This is a genomic window from Deinococcus sp. Leaf326, assembly GCF_001424185.1.
Lineage (GTDB): Bacteria > Deinococcota > Deinococci > Deinococcales > Deinococcaceae > Deinococcus.
This window is the reverse complement of the sequence record NZ_LMOM01000021.1, coordinates 172,071-191,367: the sequence shown is the minus strand read 5'-3', so window position 1 is coordinate 191,367 and position 19,297 is coordinate 172,071. Positions and strand designations below refer to the sequence as shown.

The following is a 19,297-nucleotide window of genomic DNA, read 5'->3' as shown; positions in this document are numbered from 1 at the left end:
TCCGTGCGGCGAACATTAATAGTGGTTCAGCCCACCGTCAGGAAGGTGACGACGCGGTCAGGCTGGCGCGCAGGCCGGCGAAAGTCCTTGATCCATGGCGTGTTTTGCTCCGTGCCTGGGATATGCCTACCAGCTCAGGCCTCAGCGGATGATGCGGGCCGGCTCCACACTGGCGGCGCGCCGGGCGGGAATCAGGGCGGCAAGCAGCGTGGTTCCCAGCCCCACGGCGTTGACCCACAGGAGGTCGCTGGCCCGGACCTCGACCGGCAGCGCGGTGATGAAGTACAGGTCGCCCGGCAGCGTGAAGGGCCGCACCGTGAAATACGCGCTGATGCCCAGGCCCAGCAGATTGCCCAGCACCAGTCCCGCGAGGCCCAGCGCGAGGCCCTCGATGACGAAGGTCCGCGTGATGACGCCGCGCGTTGCCCCGATGGCGCGCAGGATGGCGATTTCCTGCGTCTTCTCGAAGACGGCCAGGGTAAGCACGTTGGCGATGCCGAACGCCGCCACGATCACGATCAGGAACACCACGAAGGCGATGACCCGCTTTTGCAGCGCGAGCTGTTCGAGCAGCGTGCCGTACAGGTCCTGCCAGGGCAGCGGCGCGTAGGCGACCGTGCGTGTGAGGGCGTCCCCCACGGCGCGGGCGTCGTCCGGGTTGTGCAGGCGCAGCTGGTAGCCGGTGATGTTCGTGGTGCCCTGAAGCCGCTGCAACGTCGCGGTGTTGGTGAAGGCGTAGCCGCTGTCGATGAGGTAGTTGCCGGTGCTGAACAGCCCCCGGACCTTCAGGGCGGTGCGGCGTTGCGTGCTGTTCAGCAGCCGAACCTCGTCTCCACTGAAGGCCCCCACGCTGCGGGCCAGAGCCGAACCCAGCAGCACCTCACCGTCTTTCAGGTCGGCGAGCTGGGCGTTCGCCAGTTCGGGAAGTTGCAGGACCTGGGCCGCCGACGGCCCCACCCCGAACAGGGTCGTGAAGTCCACTCCGGCCGCGCGGCCTTCGCTGGCTGGCCGGGTCAGCAGCCCCTTGTCGGCCACGAATGGAGTGAAGGCCTCGACCCGCGGGTCGGCGCGGATGGCCCGCTCGAGCGCCGGGTCGGCCCCCGCCGGCGCGAAAGAAGTCAGGCTCAGGTGAGGACTGGCGCGCAGTGTGGCGTCCACCAAGGCGCGGGTAAAGCCGTTCGTGAGGCTCAGGGCGGCGATGAGGACCATCACGCCGACGGCGATACCCAGCACGGTCAGCAGGTTCTGGGTCCGGCGGCGGGTGAGGTGTGCGCGCGCCAGGGTCCAGGCGAGGTCGGGGGTCGCCGCGCCGGACGAACGGCCAGGCACGCGGAGGGGAAGGCGGAAGCCGGGCATGTGGGCCGAAGCTTAGAGCATGGGAACGCGCCCCCTGCCCCCCGAACCACGAAACCGGCCGGACCACGGAGGTGGCCGGCCGGCTGGGACGTGAGGTGCAGGGTCAGCGGACGGCGGTGATCCGGACCTGCCGGGCGCCGAAGGTCATGGCGTCGCGGTAGCTGCCCATCCAGATGTCGATGCTGCCGGTCTTGCGCGCGGCCATGGTGTCCTCGACGATGAACACGCGGTTGCCGAAGTTGTAGCGGCCCGAGAGGTCCTGCAGGGTCACGCGGGAACCGTAGGGAAAGCTGCGCAGCAGGTCGCGGCTGAGGGCGACCACGCCGGGACGGGTGCGGGTGCCGGTCGCGGTGATGTGAGGGGTGCTGTCGGTCTGGCCCGCGAGGCTGTTGTACGCGGTGGCCCGGGCCACGGCGCTGCGGCCGGTGCGCGGGGCCGCTGCCAGCGTCTCCTGGATGTATTCCTGGGCCGCCGCCTGCTGGGCGCTCTGAGGAGCCGGCGCCGCACTCTGCGCGGGGCTGGGCTGACTCAGGGCCGTCTGGACCGCGTCCGAGATGAGCTTGTCGGCAGGCAGGGCAGGGAGCGCACCGGCGAAGGCAAACAGGGCGAGGAGCAGGGGGGCGGCGAGGTACTTGTGGGACATGAAATCTCCTGAACAGTCAAAGGCACGTGAACGGACGTGGCCGGCTAGCCACACTTCCGGTTCTGCGATGGGTCTCGGATACAAAAAAAAGCGTCGGTGTCGCTCAGGCTGGGAACGTGGCCGACCAAGGCGGCCGCACGTTGAAGCCCCAGTGGCGTCTGCCCGTACGTCACAAAGCTTAGTGGCGTGAACTGGCAGTCCCGTGAGAATCTGCGCTCTTTGCTCTCACCCTTGACCTGTTCAGAAACGTTTCAATTCACTTTTTTGGACGTTTTCAGCGTCCGAAACACGATTTTTTAGATGAGATAAATAGCAATACCAAGCCTCATACTCTCATGATGAGGATGAGAATCAGAGGCCGCTGAAGCCTTTTCAAGGACAAAAAAGCTGCCGTGCTTACGTTGTAGCAGCTGGAGAAGTGATCCTGATCACAAACAGCTGAGGCGACTTCTGGTCAGTCGCCGTGTGACCCGCCTCAGGTGCACCTTTCGCTCATTTCTTACTCATTTTAAGAAAGCCAGGCTTGATAGGCGTACTTCGGTTCGGGGAGGACAGCCTTACCTCCGGCTGTCCCTTTCCCCGTACGTTCAGTTCCGGCGCCTCTCAGGGCGTGGTGGCCTCCGCCTTCTCGGGCTCGATCCGGGGCGCGGTGCCCCACTCGGAGATCAGGCCAGAGGCGATCCGCTTGTAGATAGGCGCGGCGAGCATGGAGCCGTGGTAGTTCAGCTTGGCCCCGTGAACCATCACGGCCACCGTGACGCGCGGCGCGTCGGCAGGAAAGAAGCCCGCGAAGGTGCTGTCGTAGATCGTCGAGCTGTACTTGCCGTCCACGACGACCTGCGCCGTGCCGGTCTTGCCCGCGAGCGCGTAGCCCTCGATGCCGGCCTGGGTCTTGATACCCTCGGACACCACCGCTTCGAGCAGCCCCCGGATCTCCCGGGCCGTGCCGGGCCGGATGACCTCGCGGCGCTCGCCCACCCCCGCGCCCTCGACCAGTCGGGGCGAGAGGTACATGCCGTCGTTGGCGAGCGTGTTGTAGGCGGCGGCGAGTTGCAGCGTGGTGCTGCTCATGCCCTGCCCGAAGGCGTTGGTCACGCGCACGAGATCATCCCACTTGCGCAGCGGTTGCAGGCGGCCGGTAGCGGCCGAGACGGTCGGCAGCTGCACGTCCTGCCCAAAGCCGTAGCTCGTGAGGTAGTTGCGCAGCTTCTCGGACGGGAAGTGCTCGACGACGTGGCTCATGCCCACGTTGCTGCTGAAGCGCAGCACCTGCTTGGTGGTCAGGGTGCTGGGGTGCTGCACGGCGTCGTTGATGACGCTGCCCCAGCGGCCCCCGACGTGACGGCGCATGGGGGTGTCGTAGACGGTCGCGGCGGTGGTGAGGTTCTCGTTGAGCGCGGCGGCCACCACCAGCCCCTTGACGGTCGACCCCGGCTCGAACACGTCGAGGAAGGGCCGGTTGCGGCGCGTCTCGGCGCTGTAGTCGCGCCAGGAGTTGGGGTCGAAGGCCGGGTAGCTCGCGGCGGCCAGCACGCGGCCGGTGCGCGTCTCAATGACGACCACCGAGCCGTACTCGCCCTCGTGGGTCTTGACGCCTTCGGCCAGCGCGGCCTCGGCGCTTGCCTGCGTCCGTGGGTCAATGGTCAGCTTGAGCGACTGCCCACTTTCCAGGTCGCGGTTGTAGGCGGCTTCCAGACCTTCCAGACCGCTGCTCTCCCCCATCATCCCGATGATCTGCCCGGCCAGCGTGCCCTGGGGATACACGCGCTTTTTATTCACCGTGCGCGCGAGCACCGAGCCGTCGGCCGCCAGGATCGCGCCGCGCGCCGTGGGCGAGGGCCGTCCGGCGCCCTGAGGCATCCCCCACTCGAGCTGGGCATAGGCCCAGACCAGAGAGGCGAACATGAGCAGGGCGAGCATCTGCATCATGCGGGAGCGGTTGCGGATCTTCACTTCCATTGTGTCTTCACCTCGAGAACAGGGGTGGAATCGGCCAGGGGTGGGACCGCGGCAGCGGCGCCCAGATCACGGACGGCCTTGCGGCTCTCGGCAAAACGCTGCATGCCGTTGTCGAGCGCCCAGCTCTGGACCTTCTGGGGCGTGGTCGCCGCCTGCACACGCACGGTGAGGTCGTCGCGCTCCTTGATGAGCTCTTCTTCGCGCAGCTGGGCGGCACGCAGGTCCGGGCGCACGTCCTGGCTGAGATACCGCGCCCCGACAAGGAGCAGCGCCAGCGCCAGGTAGATCGCCAGGTAGCGCAGCGTGCGCCGCTGCCAGGTGACGGGCGTGGTGTCGAAGGCCCAGCGCAGGGCGGTCACCCATCCACTTCCGGGACGGCGGCCCGCTTCTCGGCCGAGCGCAGCTTGGCGCTGCGGGCGCGGGGGTTGCCGGCCTGTTCCTCCTCGGAGGCCACCAGCGGGCGCTTGGTCAGCGGCGTGAGGGTCTCGCTGCCCAGCAGGTACCGCTTGACGATGCGGTCTTCGAGCGAGTGGAAGCTGATGACCGCCAGCCGCCCGCCGGGCCGCAGCAGGCCCTCGGCGGCTTCGAGGCCGCCCCGCAGGGCGCCGAGTTCGTCGTTGACATGAATCCGCAGGGCCTGGAAGGTGCGCCGCGCGGGGTGGATGCCCTTGGAAAAGCCCGGGTAGGCCCGCTTGACGATGTCGGCCAGGGCCACGGTCGTCTCGATGGGGGCCTTTTCGCGCGCGTACACGACCGCGCGGGCGATGCGGCGCGATAGCCGGTCCTCGCCGTACTCGTAGATGATGGCGGCGAGGTCGGCCTCGTCGTAGGTGTTGACCACATCGGCGGCCGTCTCGCCCGACTGGCTCATGCGCATGTCCAGCGGCGCCTCGGTGTGGTACGAAAAGCCCCGGTCGCCGTCGTCGAGCTGAAAGCTGCTCACGCCGATGTCGAGCAACACGCCGTCCACCTGCGTGACGCCCTCGGCGCCGAGCAGCGCGGCCATGTCGCGGTAGTTGCCTTCCAGAACGTGCAGGCCGGGAATCTGGGCCGCGCGGGCACGTTCCAGGGCGTAGGGATCCTGGTCGATGCCGTACACGGTCGCTCCGGCGTCCAGCAGCAGCCGGGTGTGGCCCGCGCCGCCGAGGGTGCCGTCCACGAAGACTTTGCCGGGGGCAGGTTCGAGCGCGCCGAGCACTTGCTGGGCCAGCACGGGAATATGGGAGAGGTCGGAAAGGGGTGCGGAGTTGGTGGGGGGAGTCGTCATAGTTACGCCACGAAGTTGGCGAGAAGGTCAGGTTGGGGCGGATGGTCCTGCACGGCCGTGATGGCGGCTTCCCAGCGCGCCGGTGCCCAGAGTTCCAGGCGTCCGGGCGCACCGGCCACGATCACGTCGCCCTCCAGGCCCGCGAAGGCCCGCAGGGTCTGGGGCACCGAGACGCGGCTCTGGTTGTCGAGCCGCGCCTTGCTGGCCCCGGAGTAGAAGAAGCGGACGAAGGCGCGCGAAGCGGCGTCGGTGAGGGGCAGGCCCTCGAGCTGTTCCTCGACCCGCCGCCAACTGGAGAGCGGAAAAACATAGAGGCAGCCTTCCATGCCGCGCGTGAGGATCATGCCGTCCTCGACGAATTCCCGGAAGGCCGGCGGCATGACCACGCGCCCCTTGTCGTCGATGGTGTACGGGTACTCTCCAAACGGCACCTTCGCTCCTTCTTCCCCACTGTTCTCCCACTGACCCCGAAGGGCCGGTGAGGGCGAGGTACAGCCCGGACTTACGCTGAGCACAACTCCGAACTGTTAAGGAAAGTGTAACAAGCGTCCCCCCTGTTTACCACCGCGCCCCACTGCACAGAGCGAATTGGCCCCCAGTCCGGCCCCTTTTCCCACTCTGGCCACCCTGGCGGGACATGCGCGCCCCTGCCCGGTGGCTAGCGTGGGGATATGCGTGCCCAAGTCGCCCTGCAAACCGGAGCCGTTCTCGCCGCCCTGGGGGTGGCCTTCGGGGCCTTCGGGGCCCACGCCCTGCGCGAGCGCCTGGACCCACAGATGCTCGCCAACTTCGAGACCGGCGTGCGCTACCAGATGTACGCGGCCCTCGCCCTGATGGTGCTGGGCACCCAAATGAACCAGACCCGCGCGCCCCTGCTGCTGCTGGCCGGAGCCATCGTGTTCAGCGGGACCCTGTATGTGCTGTCGCTGAGCGGCCTGCGCTGGCTGGGGGCCATCACGCCCATTGGGGGCCTGCTCCTCATCGCGGGCCTGGTCGTAGCGGCGATAGACGCGGGGAAGTGAGCCGCTGGGGCGCGGGCCGAAGGAAGCTGGGCCACCTCGCGACCTCGGCCCCCCTGTTCAAATGACTGCGCCCCTACCCGAAATCGAGTGGGGGCGCCTGTCTGGTGCGGGGGAACTGTAAGCCGGGTTCTGTCCACCACTCGCGTGGCTGCGCGGTCATCTCTCTGGGACGGGTGTCGCCACCCGCCTCAAGCGACCATCCTGGCGGTCAACGGGCGGGCCGCCCTCGCGCACTGTCGGGTCTTGCACCGGATGGGGTTTACCAGCGCTCCCCGTCTCCGGGGGGCCTGGTGCGCTCTTACCGCACCGTTTCACCCTGACCGCGCCTCCGCCCGCGCCGGGGCGTTGCGCTCACGCGCATAGCGCGGCGGTCTGGTTTCTGTGGCACTGTCCTTCGGCTTCGCCGCTGCCCACCCTTACGGTGCCGGTGTGGGTGCTCGACTCGCCGACCAGCCGTTAGCTGGCATCCTTGCCCTGCGGTGCCCGGACTTTCCTCACCCAGTTGCCTGGGCGCGACCGTGCATTCCCCCGCGCCCACGAGCATAGCAGAGTCGCGCCGGCGCTCAGCCCCAGCGCCGCCGGATGCGTTCCCACTGCCGGTCACGGACCTGCGGGGGCGTGCTGGCAGGTTCCAGCAGGTCCTGCAATTCGCGGCGACTCAGTTCGCGGTACTCGCCCACATCGAGGTCGGCCAGCCACACCCCGCCCACGCGGTAGCGCAGCAGCCGGGTCACGGGGTGACCCACCGCCTCGAGCATCCGGCGCACCTGCCGCTTGCGGCCCTCGGCCAGCACCACATGGGCCCCGCCTATAGCGGCCGAGGCGTGGGTGGCCTGAGCGACGCCGTCTTCGAGTTTCACACCCGTGACCAGCGCGTCCAGGGCCACCTCGTCGGGTTCGCCCTCGGTCCAGGCGCGGTAGGCCTTCTCGTGGCCGAAACTCGGGTGGGTCAGCGTCTGGGTGAGGTCGCCGTCGGTCGTGAGGAGCAGCAGGCCCTCCGAGTCGCGGTCCAGCCGCCCGACCGGGTGCAGGCCCGGCACGTCGGGCATGGCGTCGAGGACGTTCTTGCGGCCGTACTCGTCGCGGGCGGTCGTGACGTAGCCGCGCGGCTTGTAGAGCGCGAAGGTCACGGCCTCTACGCGCTGCGTCTCGATGAGTTGCCCGTCGAGACGGATGTCGTCGGCCTCGGTGACACTCTGACCCAGGGTCGCGGGGACGCCGTTGACGCTCACGCGCCCCGCCTTGATGAGTTCCTCGGCGGCGCGGCGCGAGGCGACCCCGGCGCGTGCCAGGTGCTTGTGGAGTCGCTCGCTCATGCGCGGCCGCCCGGGAAGGCGCGGGGGGGCGCGGCGAGGGTGGCGGCCACCGCCAGGGCGGTCAGGACGGCGCACAGTCCGAGAAGTGCGCTGCGCAGTGACGGAGCGAGCAGCGACCCTTCGCGCAGGGTGGGCGGCAGCAGGGCGGCGACACTCAACAGGTTGCCGCCGACGAGGCCACCGACCTTGACGGGGTCGGGCGCAAAGCTGGCGGCGAGCTGATAAGCCCCCCAGGCCAGCAGCAGACCGCCCGAAAAGCGCGCGAGCCACAGCGGCGAGACGCCGACCAGGCCAGCGACGGACGGAGGCAGAAAATAGAGAAAGAGGCCTATGGGAATGAACAGGAGGGCCGTAAGCCAGAAGGCAGCGCGTAGCACGCCCGCAGTGTAGAGACTGGGGGCGGCCGGCAGTGTGGCGCCGCCGGGCCGGGCTGCTAGCATCGGCCCGGTATGCCGGTCATCGCCGTGGACAAGCCCCTGAACCTCACCTCGCACGACGTGGTCGCCCGCGCGCGGCGCCTGCGCGGCACGAAGCGGGTGGGCCACACCGGCACCCTCGACCCGCTGGCGACCGGCGTCCTGGTGCTGTGCGTGGACGAGAGCACCAAGGTCGTGCAGTTCATGGAACGCGACCGCAAGGCCTACCTCGCCTGGATTTCGCTGGGCGCGGGCACCCCTACCCTGGACGCCGAGGGACCGGTGGAGGACACGGCCGACGTGGTCCTGCCTGCCGAGGACCGGGTGCGTGAAGTCCTGGCGGGCTTTCTGGGACCGCAGGAGCAGGTGCCGCCGCAGTACAGCGCCCTTCAGGTCGGTGGACAGCGGGCCTACACCGTGGCGCGGGCCGGGGGCGCACTTGACCTGCCCGCCCGCAGCGTCGAGATTCATACGCTCGACCTGCTGGGCGTGTACCCCAGCGCACAGGCGTCGCCGCAGCACTTCTCCCCCACCCCCGCCGGCTGGGCGCCCGATCCTGGCGGCCGCGCCTTCACGCTGCCCCCGGCACTCGGTGAGTTCCCAACGCTGCTCGTGCGGGCAGAGGTCGGCAGCGGCACCTACCTGCGCTCGCTTGCACGCGACGTGGGGGCGGCGCTGGGTGTGCCCGCGCACCTGGGCGGGCTGGTACGCACCCGCGCGGGCCGCTACGACCTCGCGGATACGGTGCCGCTGGAGGGCGTCGCGGAGGCGGTGGGCGTAGGCGACCTCGCCGCGCTGGACTTTCCGGTCATCGAGGCCGACGAGCGGATGGCGCGCGAGCTGCGGCAAGGCAAACGGCCCGCGTACCCGGTCGCTGGGCGGCAGGTCGTGACCCTGCGCGGCGACCTCGTGGCGGTGGTGGACGGCGACGGCGAGCGGCTCAAGGTGGTCCGGGTCTGGGCCGGGCCAGAACAGGGCTGACCGGCCCTCTCACCTTGCGGTCTGAGGTCCTCTCCCGGCCTGCACCTCCAGTCCACCCAGCCGCCGGCTCAGTTGCGGGTCATCTCGCGCAGCAGCTGGCGCTCGATGAGCTGGGCCGCGATGGGACCGCGGATGCGCCGGAACAGGTGATAGTCGAGGAAATACACCTGCCCCGCGCGGGTGGCGCGCAGGCGGCTGGTCAGGGCGCCGGCGTTCCAGTCGGCTCGGGCCCGCGCAGGCGTGTTGCTACCCGAAGCGAGCACGATTACGGCGTCAGGATCAAGTGCCACCAGGCCCTCGACACTGACCACGGCGTCGCGTTTCTCGCCGTCGACGACCCCCAGACCCAAGTCGCTCAGCAGGCCGCCCGTCCAGTCGTTGTGGTCGCTGATGGTGAAGGTATTCTTGCCCTCACCGCCGCCGGTCCAGACCACGAGCACCTTCTGCCCCCGGAACCGGGGCGCCAGCACCGCGCGCGTGGTCTGCATGCCCTTGGTGTAGGTCGCCAGCACGTTCGCGGCAGCCGATTCGCGGTTCAGGGCGCGGGCCAGCAGCGGCAGGGTCTTCTGCCACTCGTTGTGGTCAATGCCCTTGAACAGCAGGGTCGGGGCGACGCGGCTCAGCTGCGGATATACCTGCGCGGCGTAGTCCTCTCCCACGATCAGGTCAGGCTTGAGAGACGCCAGGATTTCCAGGTTGGGGTTGAAACGGTCGCCGACGTTCACCGGGCTGGAGGTCACGCGGCTGCCCAGGTTGCGGATGTCGCGGATGGGCGAGCCGAAGGCCGGCGTCTTGATGAAGGTGGACGCCTCGCCGTAGCCCACCGGCTGCACGCCGAGCGACAGCAGCAGGTCGAGCGCGTGCGGCCCGAGCGCCACCACGCGCAGGGGCTTTTTGGAGATGGTCGTGGTGCCGGCGCTGTGGATCACGGTGACGGGGTAGGTCGTGGCGGCCGTGGCCGTGCCCAGGGCAGTGCCGACCAGCAGGCTGAACAGACGGGTACGCATCAGAAGTCTCCTTGGCTCGTTCCGGCCCGGTCACAGGGGCCAGGGCGGCCGGAAGTCTGACACGTCCTAATCCGACCGGTCAACTCGGATTAGTAGACCGGTCACAGAACTGCGGTGTGGGTCACGCCCCCCTGCGTCCCCCGCCAAGAAGGTCAGGCCGCGCCGAAACCGCCGGGAAGCTCCAGAGCCACGGCGCCGGTTCCTTCCAGCCCGCCTGCCAGGGCGACCAGACGCTCGTCATGCAGCGCAGGCGCGATGAACTGTACGCCGACCGGCAGGCGCACGCCGTCCACCGTCTCGAAGCCGGCCGGCACGCTCAGGGCGGGCAGCCCCGCGAGATTGACCGCGACCGTGTCCACGTCGGCGGCGTACATCGCCAGAGGATCGCTCGTCTTCTCGCCGCGCCGGAAGGCCGGGAAGGGACTGGTGGGCGTCACGAGCACGTCGTAGTTTCCGAACGCGGCGGTGAATTCGTCCGAGATCAGCTGGCGCACCCGCATCGCCTTGCTGTAGTAGGCGTCGTAGTAGCCGCTACTCAGGGCGTAGGTGCCGATCATGATGCGGCGCTGCACCTCGCGGCCGAAGCCCTGCTCGCGGGTCAGGGTCATGCTGCCGGTCACGTCGGGGGCCGCCGCCCGCGCGCCGTAGACCATGCCGTCAAAGCGCGCGAGGTTGCTGCTCGCCTCGGGCATGGCGATGAGGTAATACGCCGCGACGGCGTGCCGCAGCGAGGGCAGCGAGACTTCCCCCACCACGGCCCCCGCGCCGCGCAGGGCGTCCAGGGTGGCGCTCAGGGCCGCCTCGACTCCCGGCGTATTGCCGCTCAGGCTCTCGCGGATCACGCCGACCCGTAGGCCGCGGAGGTTCTCGGGTGTGCCCACCAGGAAGGCAGGCGGAGCGTTCAGACTGGTCGCGTCGCGCGGGTCATGCCCGGTGATCACGTTCATCAGCAGGGCAAGGTCCTCGGCGCTGCGGGCGAAGGGACCGATCTGATCGAGACTGCTCGCGTAGGCCACCAGCCCGTAGCGCGACACCCGGCCGTAGGTGGGCTTGAGGCCGTACACGCCGGTCAGGGCCGCCGGCTGGCGCACCGAGCCGCCCGTGTCGCTGCCCAGGCTGACCGGGGTCAGGCCCGCCGCGACCGCGACCGCGCTGCCGCCGCTGCTGCCCCCCGGCACGCGCGCACGGTCCCACGGATTGAGGGTCGGCCCCGAGGCGCTGCTCTCGGTACTCGACCCCATGGCGAACTCGTCCATGTTGGCCTTGCCGACGATGACGGCCCCGGCGTCGAGCAGGCGCTGGGCGGCGGTCGCCGTATAGGGGCTGACATAGTTCGCCAGGATGCGGCTGCCGCAGGTCGTGGCCGTGCCGGTCACGTTGATGTTGTCCTTGACGATCACCGGGACGCCTGCCAGCGGCAGCGTCTCGCCCGCCTCCACGCGGCGGCGCGCGGTCTCGGCCTGCTCGGCGGCGCGCGGGTTGAGGCTGACCAGGGCGTTGAGGTCGCGCGCCGCCTCGGCGCGCGACTGCGCCTGCTCGAGGAGGTGGTGGGGGGTCGTCTCGCCGCGCGTGACGGCGCGGGCCAGGGCGGAGGCAGAGGGCAACGCGGGCATACCGCCCCAGTCTAGCGGCGCGGACCAGGGAGGCGGCGCGGCTCCTCCAGACCGCCGGCCGCACCTACAGCGGCTTGACGAGTACGCTCATGCCCGCGCGCAGCCCGGTGCGCATGAGCAGTTCGGTGGGAACCTGCAACTGGTTACCCAGATCGGGGGCCATACGCAGCGCGAAGGTGTAGGTCTGGCCCGCGTCGTCGCGCACGGCGAGCTGTGCGGGGGGCCGGCCCAGGTCTCCCGACCAGCGCCGCACGATGGAGCTGTCGACGACCACCACGCCGCGCACCCCCTGCGCCAGCGTGACCGTCAGGCGGGCGGTGCGCGACTTGCGGGGCTTAAGTAACCCCAGGCGGTCGAGCCGCGAGATGAGGCGCCGGGCTTCCGGGTCACGCGCCACCTCGGCCAGCGGCTGCTGGGCCTCGATGCGGTCGAGCACGCGCCGCTCAGTCACCGTCCAGGTCATCTGGTCGAGGCGTTCGGTCGCCAGCTTGCCGGGGCCGTCGAAGGGCAGCGGCTGCTCGGGCAACGCGGCGAGCGCCTCCAGCGCCACCTCGTCCATGCTGGCGTCCAGACTGGGGGCAGCGGCGCGGCGGCCCTCGTCGAAGTGGAACTGCCCGCGCGGGTCCGAGAGCAGCGCCACCAGGGCGAGGTTGCCCCGGCGCGCCCCCATCTTCAGCTCCCGCACACGCCCGGCCTCCAACGCACACTCGAAGGTCTCGGCGTCGCGCGTCACCGACAGCACCCCGGTCTTGCCGCCGGCCGCGAGAAGCTGCATCAGCTCCAGAAAGTTGAAATGGTCGAGGTTCAGGGTGGTGTTGGGCATGGGGTTCTCCGGAGGGGGGCCAGTGTGACTGCCCGGCGCTGCACAGTCTGCTCACAGACGGGGACGGGGCGCAAGACCCTGAGAAGGACTGGGGGAGCCCGAGAAGCAAGAAGGTCAGCCGCGCAGCAGATGGGCGAAGTCGGCTCCCTCAAGGGGGGGCAATTCTGCCAGATCGGTCAGGCCGAATTCCATCAGGAAGCGGTCGGTCGTGCCGTAGAGCAGGGGCTGGCCCACCGCCGCGCTGCGCCCCATGACCTTGACGAGTTCGCGCTCCTGCAACGTGATCACCGTGCCCGCGCTCGCGCCGCGCATCGCCTCGATCTCGGCGCGGGTGACCGGCTGCCGGTAGGCGATGACCGCCAGCACCTCCAGGGCGGCGGTGCTCAGGGCAGGCAGCGCCGGGGGCGCGAGGACGGGGGACAGATGCGGCGCGAGGGTCGGGGGCACCACCAGCCGGTAGCCGCCCGCGACCGCTTCGATCACGAACCCCAGGGCGGCCTTCTCCAGAGTCGCCGCGAAGGTGGTCATGGCCCGTGCGGCGGCGTCCTCACCCAGCCCCAGCACCCGCGAGAGCTCGGGGAGCGTCACGGGCCGCCCAGCCGCCAGCAGCGTCGCCCCGATCAGGGCCTGCGCGGCCGGAGCACCCCGATCAGGGGTACTCACGGCGCGGCCTCCAGCGCCAGTCCTACGACGGCCAGCACGGCCCGCACCTGCTCCGTGGGGAGTGCCCCAGCCCGCAGCACCCGCGCAGGGTCGCCCGGCCGGGTGGGCAGAGCGACGACCGTACTGGCAAGTCCCCCCGGCGCCGGTGGGGTCTCGGGGGCGCCGGCCTCACCCAGCAGCAGATCGGCGAGAGCGTAGCCGGCAGCCTCACTCCGGCTGAGCGCGGCCGGACGGCCCGCCGGGTTGAGACTGGTGGTCGCTAGCGGGCCGGCCGCGAGCAGCAGCGCGCGGGCGAGGGGGTGGTCGGGCACGCGCAGACCCACCTGGCCCTCCGGCGCGAGATCGGGCGGGCAGGCGGGCAGCGCTGCCGTCACCACGGTCAGCGGACCGGGCCACAGCGCCGCGAGCGCCTCCAGGGCCGCCGAGGGCCAGGCCCACGCCAGCGCGGAAGGCGCGTCCGGGCACGAGACCTGGACCGGCTTGCCCAGCTCACGGCCCTTGCGGCGGTGCAGCTCGGCCGCGTATTCGGGGCGCGCCGCCAGACCCCAGACGGCCTCGGTGGGATACCCCACCACGCCCCCCGCCGCGAGAATCTCCGCCGCCCGTGCCATCTGCGCCTGCTGTGCCGTCACATCCGCCTGCCTTTCCCTTCACGTGACCTGTAAGAAGCGCGTGAACGTGGCGAAACTATACTCGCCCCATGCCGGTCTTCGAATATCGCGTCCGGGACACGAGTGGCAAGGTCCTGAAATCCCAGATGGAGGCCGAGACCATAGGTCAGGTGCGCGACGCCCTGCGCGCCAAGAATCTGATGATCGTCGAGGTCAAGGCCCCACGCACCGGCGTAAACGCCGACGTCAAGATTCCGGGCCTGACTGACCGCCCCCCCGGGCTCAAGCAGGTCGCTGTGTTCAGCAAGCAGCTCGCCACCCTCATCAACGCCGGGGTCCCCCTAGTGCAGTCGCTGAGCATCCTGCAAAAGCAGATCGAGCACAAAGGCTTTCAGGACATCATGCGCAAGGTCCGGGGCGAGGTCGAGGCCGGCACACCCTTCAGCGAGGCCATCGCCCAGCACCCCAGGGTATTCAACCGGCTGTTCGTCAATCTCGTGCGCGCGGGCGAGACGAGCGGCACGCTGGACGCCGTGTTGGAGCGCATCGCGGCCTTTCAGGAAAAGCAGCTTGCGCTGAACGGCAAGCTCAAGAGCGCCCTGACCTACCCGGTGGTGGTGCTCGTCTTCGCGCTAGGCATCACCTACTTTCTGCTCACGACCATTGTGCCGCAGTTCGCCGGCATCCTCACGCAGCTCAATGCACCCCTCCCATTCATCACACGAATGTTGATGGCAATTTCGGATTTTTTGCAACATTCAACCCTCTTTATGGTGATTGGAATCGCTGCTCTAGTCTTCGCCTATCGCTGGTATTACAGTCGTCCTCAGGGACGCAAAGTAATTGATACCATCAAACTCCGTCTCCCCGTATTTGGGACACTTATTCAAAAGAGCGCGATTAGCTCCTTCGCGCGCACTTTCGGCCTGCTGATCGGCAGCGGCGTGAATATCATTGAGAGTCTGGAGATCACGCGCGGCACGGCCAACAACGCGGTGGTCGAAGAGTCCATCGAGAACGCCAAAAACGTGGTGACGGTCGGCGAGCAGATGAGTTCGAGCCTGGCAACCAGTTCGGTCTTCCCGCCTATGGTCGTCTCGATGATCGCCATCGGCGAGGAGACAGGCGCGCTCGACACCATGCTGGGCAAGATCGGCGACTTCTACGACCGCGAGGTGGACGAGGCGGTCGACAGCCTAACAGCCGCGCTGGAACCCGTCATGATCGTATTCCTGGGGGGCATCGTGGGCACTATCGTGGCCGGCATGTTCCTGCCGATGTTTAGCATCATAGGCACACTCAGCAAATAAACCTCTTTCCAGGCCACGCGCCCTTAGGGGCGCTTTTTTAGTTCGCCGCCGCAGCAGGCTCGGCACCGTAGTACCCCGTCATATACTCTCCGGCGTGTCCTGGATGTTGCTGAGCGCCGCCCTCTTCTCGCTGATCGACCCGGCCGGCGACTCGCGCGGGGACGGCCGGTACATCTTGCCCAGCCGCCCAGCGATCAGTGCCGAGGCCCTCGACCTGCGTCGGTTTCAGGCTGACGCGCAGGGAAGCGGAATGAGATTTACGGTCGATTACGGCGCGGCGCAAAATCCCTGGGACCTGCCCTCGGGCTTCTCGGCGGGCGTGACCGACATCTTCGTCAAGACCGGACGCGGCGGACTGGACACGCTGAGCGGCCTGAATCTGCGTGCCGGCGGAGGCGTCTGGCAGTATCACCTGCGCGTCTCCGGCGCCGGGACGACCCTGGATGAAGTCCCGGAAGGTTCACAGATCCCGGTCCGGCGCACAGCCCCGACCGTGCGGCTCCTGGGCACCAGCTTGATCATCGACGCGGCGGTGCCGCCAGGCGAGTACGCCTACTGGGTCACGAGCAGCGTCTTCTCGCCCCTGACCCCCGACGGTCTGCTGCGGCCCGGCACCGACACGGGCCCCGAACTGCTTCAGGCCCCGCGTGCGGGCGCTCCGGTCCCGGTGGATGTGCTGGCTCCGGCCGGCGACCTTCAGGCCTACGAGACCGGAATCCTGGCTTCCCAGGGGCAGGTCCGTGATCGCCGCCCCCTCATCCTGACCGGTCTGGGCGCCCTGGGCCTGATCCTGACGGCCGCAGCGACCCTGTGGCTGTGGCGACGCGGCGCGTGAGAAGTCTGCCCGCTCCCGCGCTGATCCTATACGCCGCCGTGCTGTGGGGTCTGCTGGGAATCCTGGGCAAGAGTGCGCAGGCCGCGGGCGTGGAGCCGCTGGAGGTCGCCTTCTGGCGGGCGGTGCTGGGGGGCGGGCTGTTCGCGCTGCACGCCGCCCTGACCCGCGCCGCCCTGCCCCGGGGACGCGACCTGTGGATCACCGCCGGCTTCGGGCTTCTCGGGGTCAGCGTGTTCTACGGCACCTATCAGCTCGCGGTGCGCGCGGGCGGCGCGAGCCTCGCCAGTGTGCTGCTGTACACCGCTCCGGCCTTCGTGGCGCTGATGGGCTGGGCCTTCTTGCGTGAGCGTCTGGGCGCGCGGGAAGGTGTGGCGGTCGTCGGCACGCTGCTAGGCGTCGCCCTGATCAGCCTGGGGGGCGGCCAGGGCGTGCGCGCCACGCCGGCCGCGCTGGCGTTCGGCCTGTGCGCCGGCTTCACGTACAGCCTGTACTACCTGTACGGCAAGGCCTTTTTCGGGCGCTACGCCCCAGCCGCCCTGTATGCCGTGGCGCTGCCGGTGGGCGCGCTGGGCCTGCTGCCCCTCACCGATTTTTCCCCCAAGCCGCCCGGCGCGTGGCTGAGCCTGGGAGCCATCGCCGTGTTCTCGACGTATCTGGCCTACCTCGCCTACAGCGCGGGGCTGCGGCGCCTGGAAGCCACCCGCGCCAGCGTGATCGCCAGCCTGGAGCCGGTGGTGGCGGCTCTGCTCGCCGCCCTGCTCTTCGCCGAACGCCTCTCGCCGCTGGCGCTCGTGGGCGCGGCGCTGGTGGTCGGCGCGGCCCTGCTCCTCAGCGGCGCGTGGCCCGCGCGGCGCCGGGAAGCGGCGGGCGCTGCCTAGTTCGGCCTTCCTTCCTGATCAGCCACAGGAACTGGCTCCCCCAGTACCCTGGCTCGACTCCCCCCAGCCTGACCCCCACCGAACAGGGCAAAGAAACAAGCTGACCCTTTCTGGCCGGCCTGTCCTGTCTGTAGGCTGGGGTCAGATGGACGGCAGCACACAAGCTACCCTGCTGCGCTACCGGATCCTGGTTGACCTGACCCTGACCCTGGCGCGGACCGCCCGCCGGCGCGACCTGCTCGACGCCGTGCATCAGCATATGGGGCAGCTGTTCGTCGCGCCGGTGACCGTTCTGGCCCTGCGGAGTCAGGCAGGCCAATGGGACTGCCTGACCCGTGAGGGCGACCACCTGCACCACAAGACCCTGCCCCCCCAGGACGACGGCCTGCTTGAACGGGTCTGGACAGGTCGGCTGCGCTACACCAACGACCTCGCCAACTACGCGGCGCGCGAAGGTCTGGTCCTGCGCCGGCTCGACCGGGCCTCGCTGCTGCCGCCGACCGCCTCGTGGATGGGCGTGCCCCTGGGCCATCCCGGCGACGACATGGCCGGCGTCCTCTCGGTTCAGAGCTACCGTCCGGGCGCCTTCACACCGCAGGACCTCGAACTGCTGGAGGTCTTCGCTGCCCACCTGGGCGTGGCGCTCGACAACGCCGCGCTGCGCGAACGCCTGGAACGTGAGGCGATGACCGATGAGCTGACCGGTCTGGGCAACCGCCGGCGCTTTCTTCCGGAGGGGCACCGGGCCTTGAATCGTGGGCCGCTGAGCGTGGCCCTGCTCGACCTTCAGGACTTCAAGCGCGTCAACGACGAGCGTGGGCACCTCACGGGTGACGCCGTACTCCGTCAGGTGGCCGAGCTGCTGCGCGACTGTGCCCAGCCCGGCGGCGAGGCGTTCCGGCTGGGCGGCGACGAATTCGCCCTCCTGCTGCCTGGTCCGGTCCGCGAACAGTGGCAGCGCCTCCATACCCTGCGCGCGGCGCTGGCAGCGCTGCCCCCGGATCTGGCGACCGAGGTCAACCTGGGCCTGGTCGGCAGCCGGCCCGGCGAGGGCCTCGACGAACTGCTGCGCCGCGCCGACGAGCGCATGTACCGGGCCAAGGCGCAGGGGGTCTTTCTGGACCTGTCGCCTTCATAGCCCCCGACCGAGCACTGACTGGACTGAGCCGCCCAGCTCAGCGGGGTTGAAGGTCGAAGTCCCACTCGAAGGAGCGGCCCCAGGGCAGCCGGGCGTCTTCGAGGGAGTACGTGCCGCCCAGACGCAGCGGAAAATAGTCGCGCGCGAGACTCAGCAGCTTGTCCTGGGCCTGGGGAGTATTTAGGGCTGCTTCGGGCACGGCCTTACGCAGCGCGGCGCGCAGTTCGGCGCTGTAGATCACGTCGTTGGCATACTCGCGGGCCAGCAGGGCGTCCTGACGCACGGGGTTGGCCGCCACGCCGGCGGCGGGCAGGGCCACCTTGGCGTGGGCCAGCGCCGTACCCAGGTTGTTGCCGGGGGTGCCCCAGGCCGCCAGCGCGCGCAGATTGGCGTTCTGGCGCAGGGTCGAGAGGTCGCTCCACAGCCGAACGTTGCCCAGGTTAACCTGATTCACGTCGGCCACCGCCACCGCCCCGGCGCGCAGCAGGGCGCTGACCCGCAGCGCGGCCCGCCGGGGGTCGCCGCCGTTGTAGACGTATAGCGTCAGGTCGGCGACCCCCGTCGGCGCGACGGTGTACCCGCTCGCCTCGGCATGGTTGACGGCGCTCTGGATCAGGGGGATGCCCTCGTAGCGCACCACGGTCTTCGCCTTCTCGGGGTCGCTGTACTCGATGCGGACCGTGGCGGGCTGGGGCGCGCGGGCGCGGGCCACCAGCATCGAGAGCACCTCGTCGGCGCCGGGGTACACCCGCACATTGGCAGGGGCGTCCGCAGCCAGCGCCGCGCCCTCCTGCGGAGCCGGGTTGCCGGGCAGAGCGTCGTCCCAGGTCACGTGCAGCTCGCGGAACACGCCCTCGCGCGCCCAGCCCACCAGCGCGCGGGCCACGGCCAGGTTACGGGCGCGGTCCGTGGCGTCGGGCTCGCGCGGCAGGGTTACGAAGGCGTACACCGGCTGTCCGGTACGCGCCGCCCACTCGCGGATGGGCGCGAGCCGGGCCAGGGCCTGCTCGGCGCTCAGGGTGCTCGTGCGCGACTGCACCAGCCCTCCGTAAGCCAGTGCGTCGAGGGCCGCGACCAGCGGCCGGTCCGTGGGCTGCGCGGCGAGCCACCCCGCGAGCGCCGCCGGGTCCGCGCCGCGCGTGGCGTCGCCCAGCAGCGCGGCGGGAACCACAGCCGCCTGGGCACCTATGCCGTCTGGGCCGCGCAGATTGGCGATCAGGGCCGGCAGCACGCGGGTCGCGGGCCGTGAGTCGAGGGGCAGCAGCAGGGGGGCCGGCGGGAGGAGCTGGGCCGGCGCGGTCTGGGCCTGGGCAGCCCCGAGGCTCAGGGCGGCGAGGGCGAGGATGGCGGGGACGTTCATGCCCGGCAGGCTAGCGGGCGCGCGTGAAGCGGGCTTGAGGAGAAAGGGGCGGCGTACCCCCGGAACATGGAGGCCCCCGCTACCCTCACGGAGGACGGG

General features: G+C 69.8%; 20 protein-coding genes and 1 other RNA gene. 6 read left to right on the top strand and 15 right to left on the bottom strand.

Annotated elements, in window-relative coordinates; all coding sequences use genetic code 11:
- Nucleotides 1–141 precede the first annotated feature (141 nt).
- The 6 genes from ASF71_RS07890 to mraZ all read right to left on the bottom strand — a co-directional run bounded on the left by ASF71_RS07890 (nt 142) and on the right by mraZ (nt 5,656).
- Nucleotides 142–1,356, bottom strand: coding sequence for an ABC transporter permease (locus tag ASF71_RS07890; RefSeq protein ID WP_056297647.1), 1,215 nt, complete (start codon nt 1,354–1,356; stop codon nt 142–144).
- A gap of 103 nt (nt 1,357–1,459) precedes the next feature.
- Complete coding sequence (locus ASF71_RS07885; RefSeq protein WP_056297644.1) at nt 1,460–1,999, bottom strand: 3D domain-containing protein; 540 nt, start codon at nt 1,997–1,999, stop codon at nt 1,460–1,462.
- 603 nt (nt 2,000–2,602) lie between these two features.
- The gene (locus tag ASF71_RS07880) at nt 2,603–3,958 is read right to left on the bottom strand and encodes a penicillin-binding protein 2 (protein WP_056297641.1); all 1,356 of its coding nucleotides are present in this window, start codon (nt 3,956–3,958) and stop codon (nt 2,603–2,605) included.
- Nucleotides 3,949–4,317, bottom strand: coding sequence for a hypothetical protein (locus ASF71_RS07875; RefSeq protein WP_235514226.1), 369 nt, complete (start codon nt 4,315–4,317; stop codon nt 3,949–3,951). Before ASF71_RS07875 ends, ASF71_RS07880 begins: the two co-directional genes overlap by 10 nt.
- Nucleotides 4,314–5,225, bottom strand: a complete 912-nt coding sequence (gene rsmH / locus ASF71_RS07870; protein WP_056297638.1) for a 16S rRNA (cytosine(1402)-N(4))-methyltransferase RsmH — start codon at nt 5,223–5,225, stop codon at nt 4,314–4,316. The genes ASF71_RS07875 and rsmH overlap by 4 nt, the downstream gene beginning before the upstream one ends.
- Before the next feature lie 2 nt (nt 5,226–5,227).
- Nucleotides 5,228–5,656, bottom strand: coding sequence for a division/cell wall cluster transcriptional repressor MraZ (gene mraZ / locus ASF71_RS07865; protein ID WP_056297635.1), 429 nt, complete (start codon nt 5,654–5,656; stop codon nt 5,228–5,230).
- A 240-nt stretch (nt 5,657–5,896) separates the two neighbouring features.
- Between mraZ and ASF71_RS07860 the strand changes: the two genes are divergently transcribed.
- Nucleotides 5,897–6,247, top strand: a complete 351-nt coding sequence (locus ASF71_RS07860) for a DUF423 domain-containing protein (RefSeq protein WP_056297632.1) — start codon at nt 5,897–5,899, stop codon at nt 6,245–6,247.
- Nucleotides 6,248–6,349: 102 nt separating this feature from the next.
- Here the strand turns inward: ASF71_RS07860 and rnpB are convergent.
- From rnpB to ASF71_RS07850, 3 genes are all read right to left on the bottom strand, one after another.
- An RNA gene (gene rnpB / locus ASF71_RS09045) (RNase P RNA component class A) lies at nt 6,350–6,779 on the bottom strand.
- 31 nt (nt 6,780–6,810) lie between these two features.
- The gene (locus ASF71_RS07855) at nt 6,811–7,563 is read right to left on the bottom strand and encodes a pseudouridine synthase (RefSeq protein ID WP_056297629.1); all 753 of its coding nucleotides are present in this window, start codon (nt 7,561–7,563) and stop codon (nt 6,811–6,813) included.
- Entirely contained in the window at nt 7,560–7,940 is a 381-nt protein-coding gene (locus ASF71_RS07850) for a hypothetical protein (protein WP_056298348.1), read from the bottom strand. The genes ASF71_RS07855 and ASF71_RS07850 overlap by 4 nt, the downstream gene beginning before the upstream one ends.
- A 72-nt stretch (nt 7,941–8,012) precedes the next feature.
- Between ASF71_RS07850 and truB the strand changes: the two genes are divergently transcribed.
- Nucleotides 8,013–8,960, top strand: a complete 948-nt coding sequence (truB, locus tag ASF71_RS07845) for a tRNA pseudouridine(55) synthase TruB (RefSeq protein ID WP_056297624.1) — start codon at nt 8,013–8,015, stop codon at nt 8,958–8,960.
- A 68-nt stretch (nt 8,961–9,028) separates the two neighbouring features.
- Here the strand turns inward: truB and ASF71_RS07840 are convergent, their stop codons facing one another.
- From ASF71_RS07840 to ASF71_RS07820, 5 genes are all read right to left on the bottom strand, one after another.
- Complete coding sequence (locus tag ASF71_RS07840) at nt 9,029–9,967, bottom strand: iron-siderophore ABC transporter substrate-binding protein (RefSeq protein ID WP_056297622.1); 939 nt, start codon at nt 9,965–9,967, stop codon at nt 9,029–9,031.
- Between the two features lie 152 nt (nt 9,968–10,119).
- On the bottom strand, nt 10,120–11,580 hold the full coding sequence (gene gatA, locus ASF71_RS07835; protein WP_056297619.1) for an Asp-tRNA(Asn)/Glu-tRNA(Gln) amidotransferase subunit GatA: 1,461 nt from the start codon (nt 11,578–11,580) through the stop codon (nt 10,120–10,122).
- Nucleotides 11,581–11,644: 64 nt separating this feature from the next.
- Entirely contained in the window at nt 11,645–12,403 is a 759-nt protein-coding gene (locus tag ASF71_RS07830; protein WP_056297616.1) for a DUF4388 domain-containing protein, read from the bottom strand.
- A gap of 114 nt (nt 12,404–12,517) precedes the next feature.
- Nucleotides 12,518–13,066 (bottom strand): SMC-Scp complex subunit ScpB, encoded by a 549-nt coding sequence (scpB, locus tag ASF71_RS07825; RefSeq protein WP_056297613.1) that lies wholly within the window; start codon nt 13,064–13,066, stop codon nt 12,518–12,520.
- Entirely contained in the window at nt 13,063–13,698 is a 636-nt protein-coding gene (locus ASF71_RS07820) for an L-threonylcarbamoyladenylate synthase (protein WP_235514225.1), read from the bottom strand. The genes scpB and ASF71_RS07820 overlap by 4 nt, the downstream gene beginning before the upstream one ends.
- Nucleotides 13,699–13,766: 68 nt before the next feature.
- Between ASF71_RS07820 and ASF71_RS07815 the strand changes: the two genes are divergently transcribed.
- The 4 genes from ASF71_RS07815 (at nt 13,767) to ASF71_RS07800 (ending at nt 17,838) form a co-directional block, all read left to right on the top strand.
- The gene (locus ASF71_RS07815) at nt 13,767–14,987 is read left to right on the top strand and encodes a type II secretion system F family protein (RefSeq protein WP_056297609.1); all 1,221 of its coding nucleotides are present in this window, start codon (nt 13,767–13,769) and stop codon (nt 14,985–14,987) included.
- Nucleotides 14,988–15,090: 103 nt separating this feature from the next.
- A complete protein-coding gene (locus ASF71_RS07810) occupies nt 15,091–15,822 on the top strand; it encodes a glucodextranase DOMON-like domain-containing protein (RefSeq protein ID WP_056297607.1) in 732 nt (243 codons plus the stop codon).
- Nucleotides 15,804–16,700: a DMT family transporter gene (locus ASF71_RS07805; protein ID WP_235514222.1), complete on the top strand. Its 897-nt coding sequence runs from the start codon at nt 15,804–15,806 to the stop codon at nt 16,698–16,700. The genes ASF71_RS07810 and ASF71_RS07805 overlap by 19 nt, the downstream gene beginning before the upstream one ends.
- Nucleotides 16,701–16,845: 145 nt before the next feature.
- Nucleotides 16,846–17,838, top strand: coding sequence for a diguanylate cyclase (locus ASF71_RS07800; protein ID WP_056297605.1), 993 nt, complete (start codon nt 16,846–16,848; stop codon nt 17,836–17,838).
- A 37-nt stretch (nt 17,839–17,875) separates the two neighbouring features.
- Here ASF71_RS07800 and ASF71_RS07795 read toward each other — a convergent pair whose 3' ends face one another.
- Nucleotides 17,876–19,198 (bottom strand): DUF4127 family protein, encoded by a 1,323-nt coding sequence (locus tag ASF71_RS07795; RefSeq protein ID WP_056297600.1) that lies wholly within the window; start codon nt 19,196–19,198, stop codon nt 17,876–17,878.
- Between the last annotated feature and the right edge of the window lie 99 nt (nt 19,199–19,297).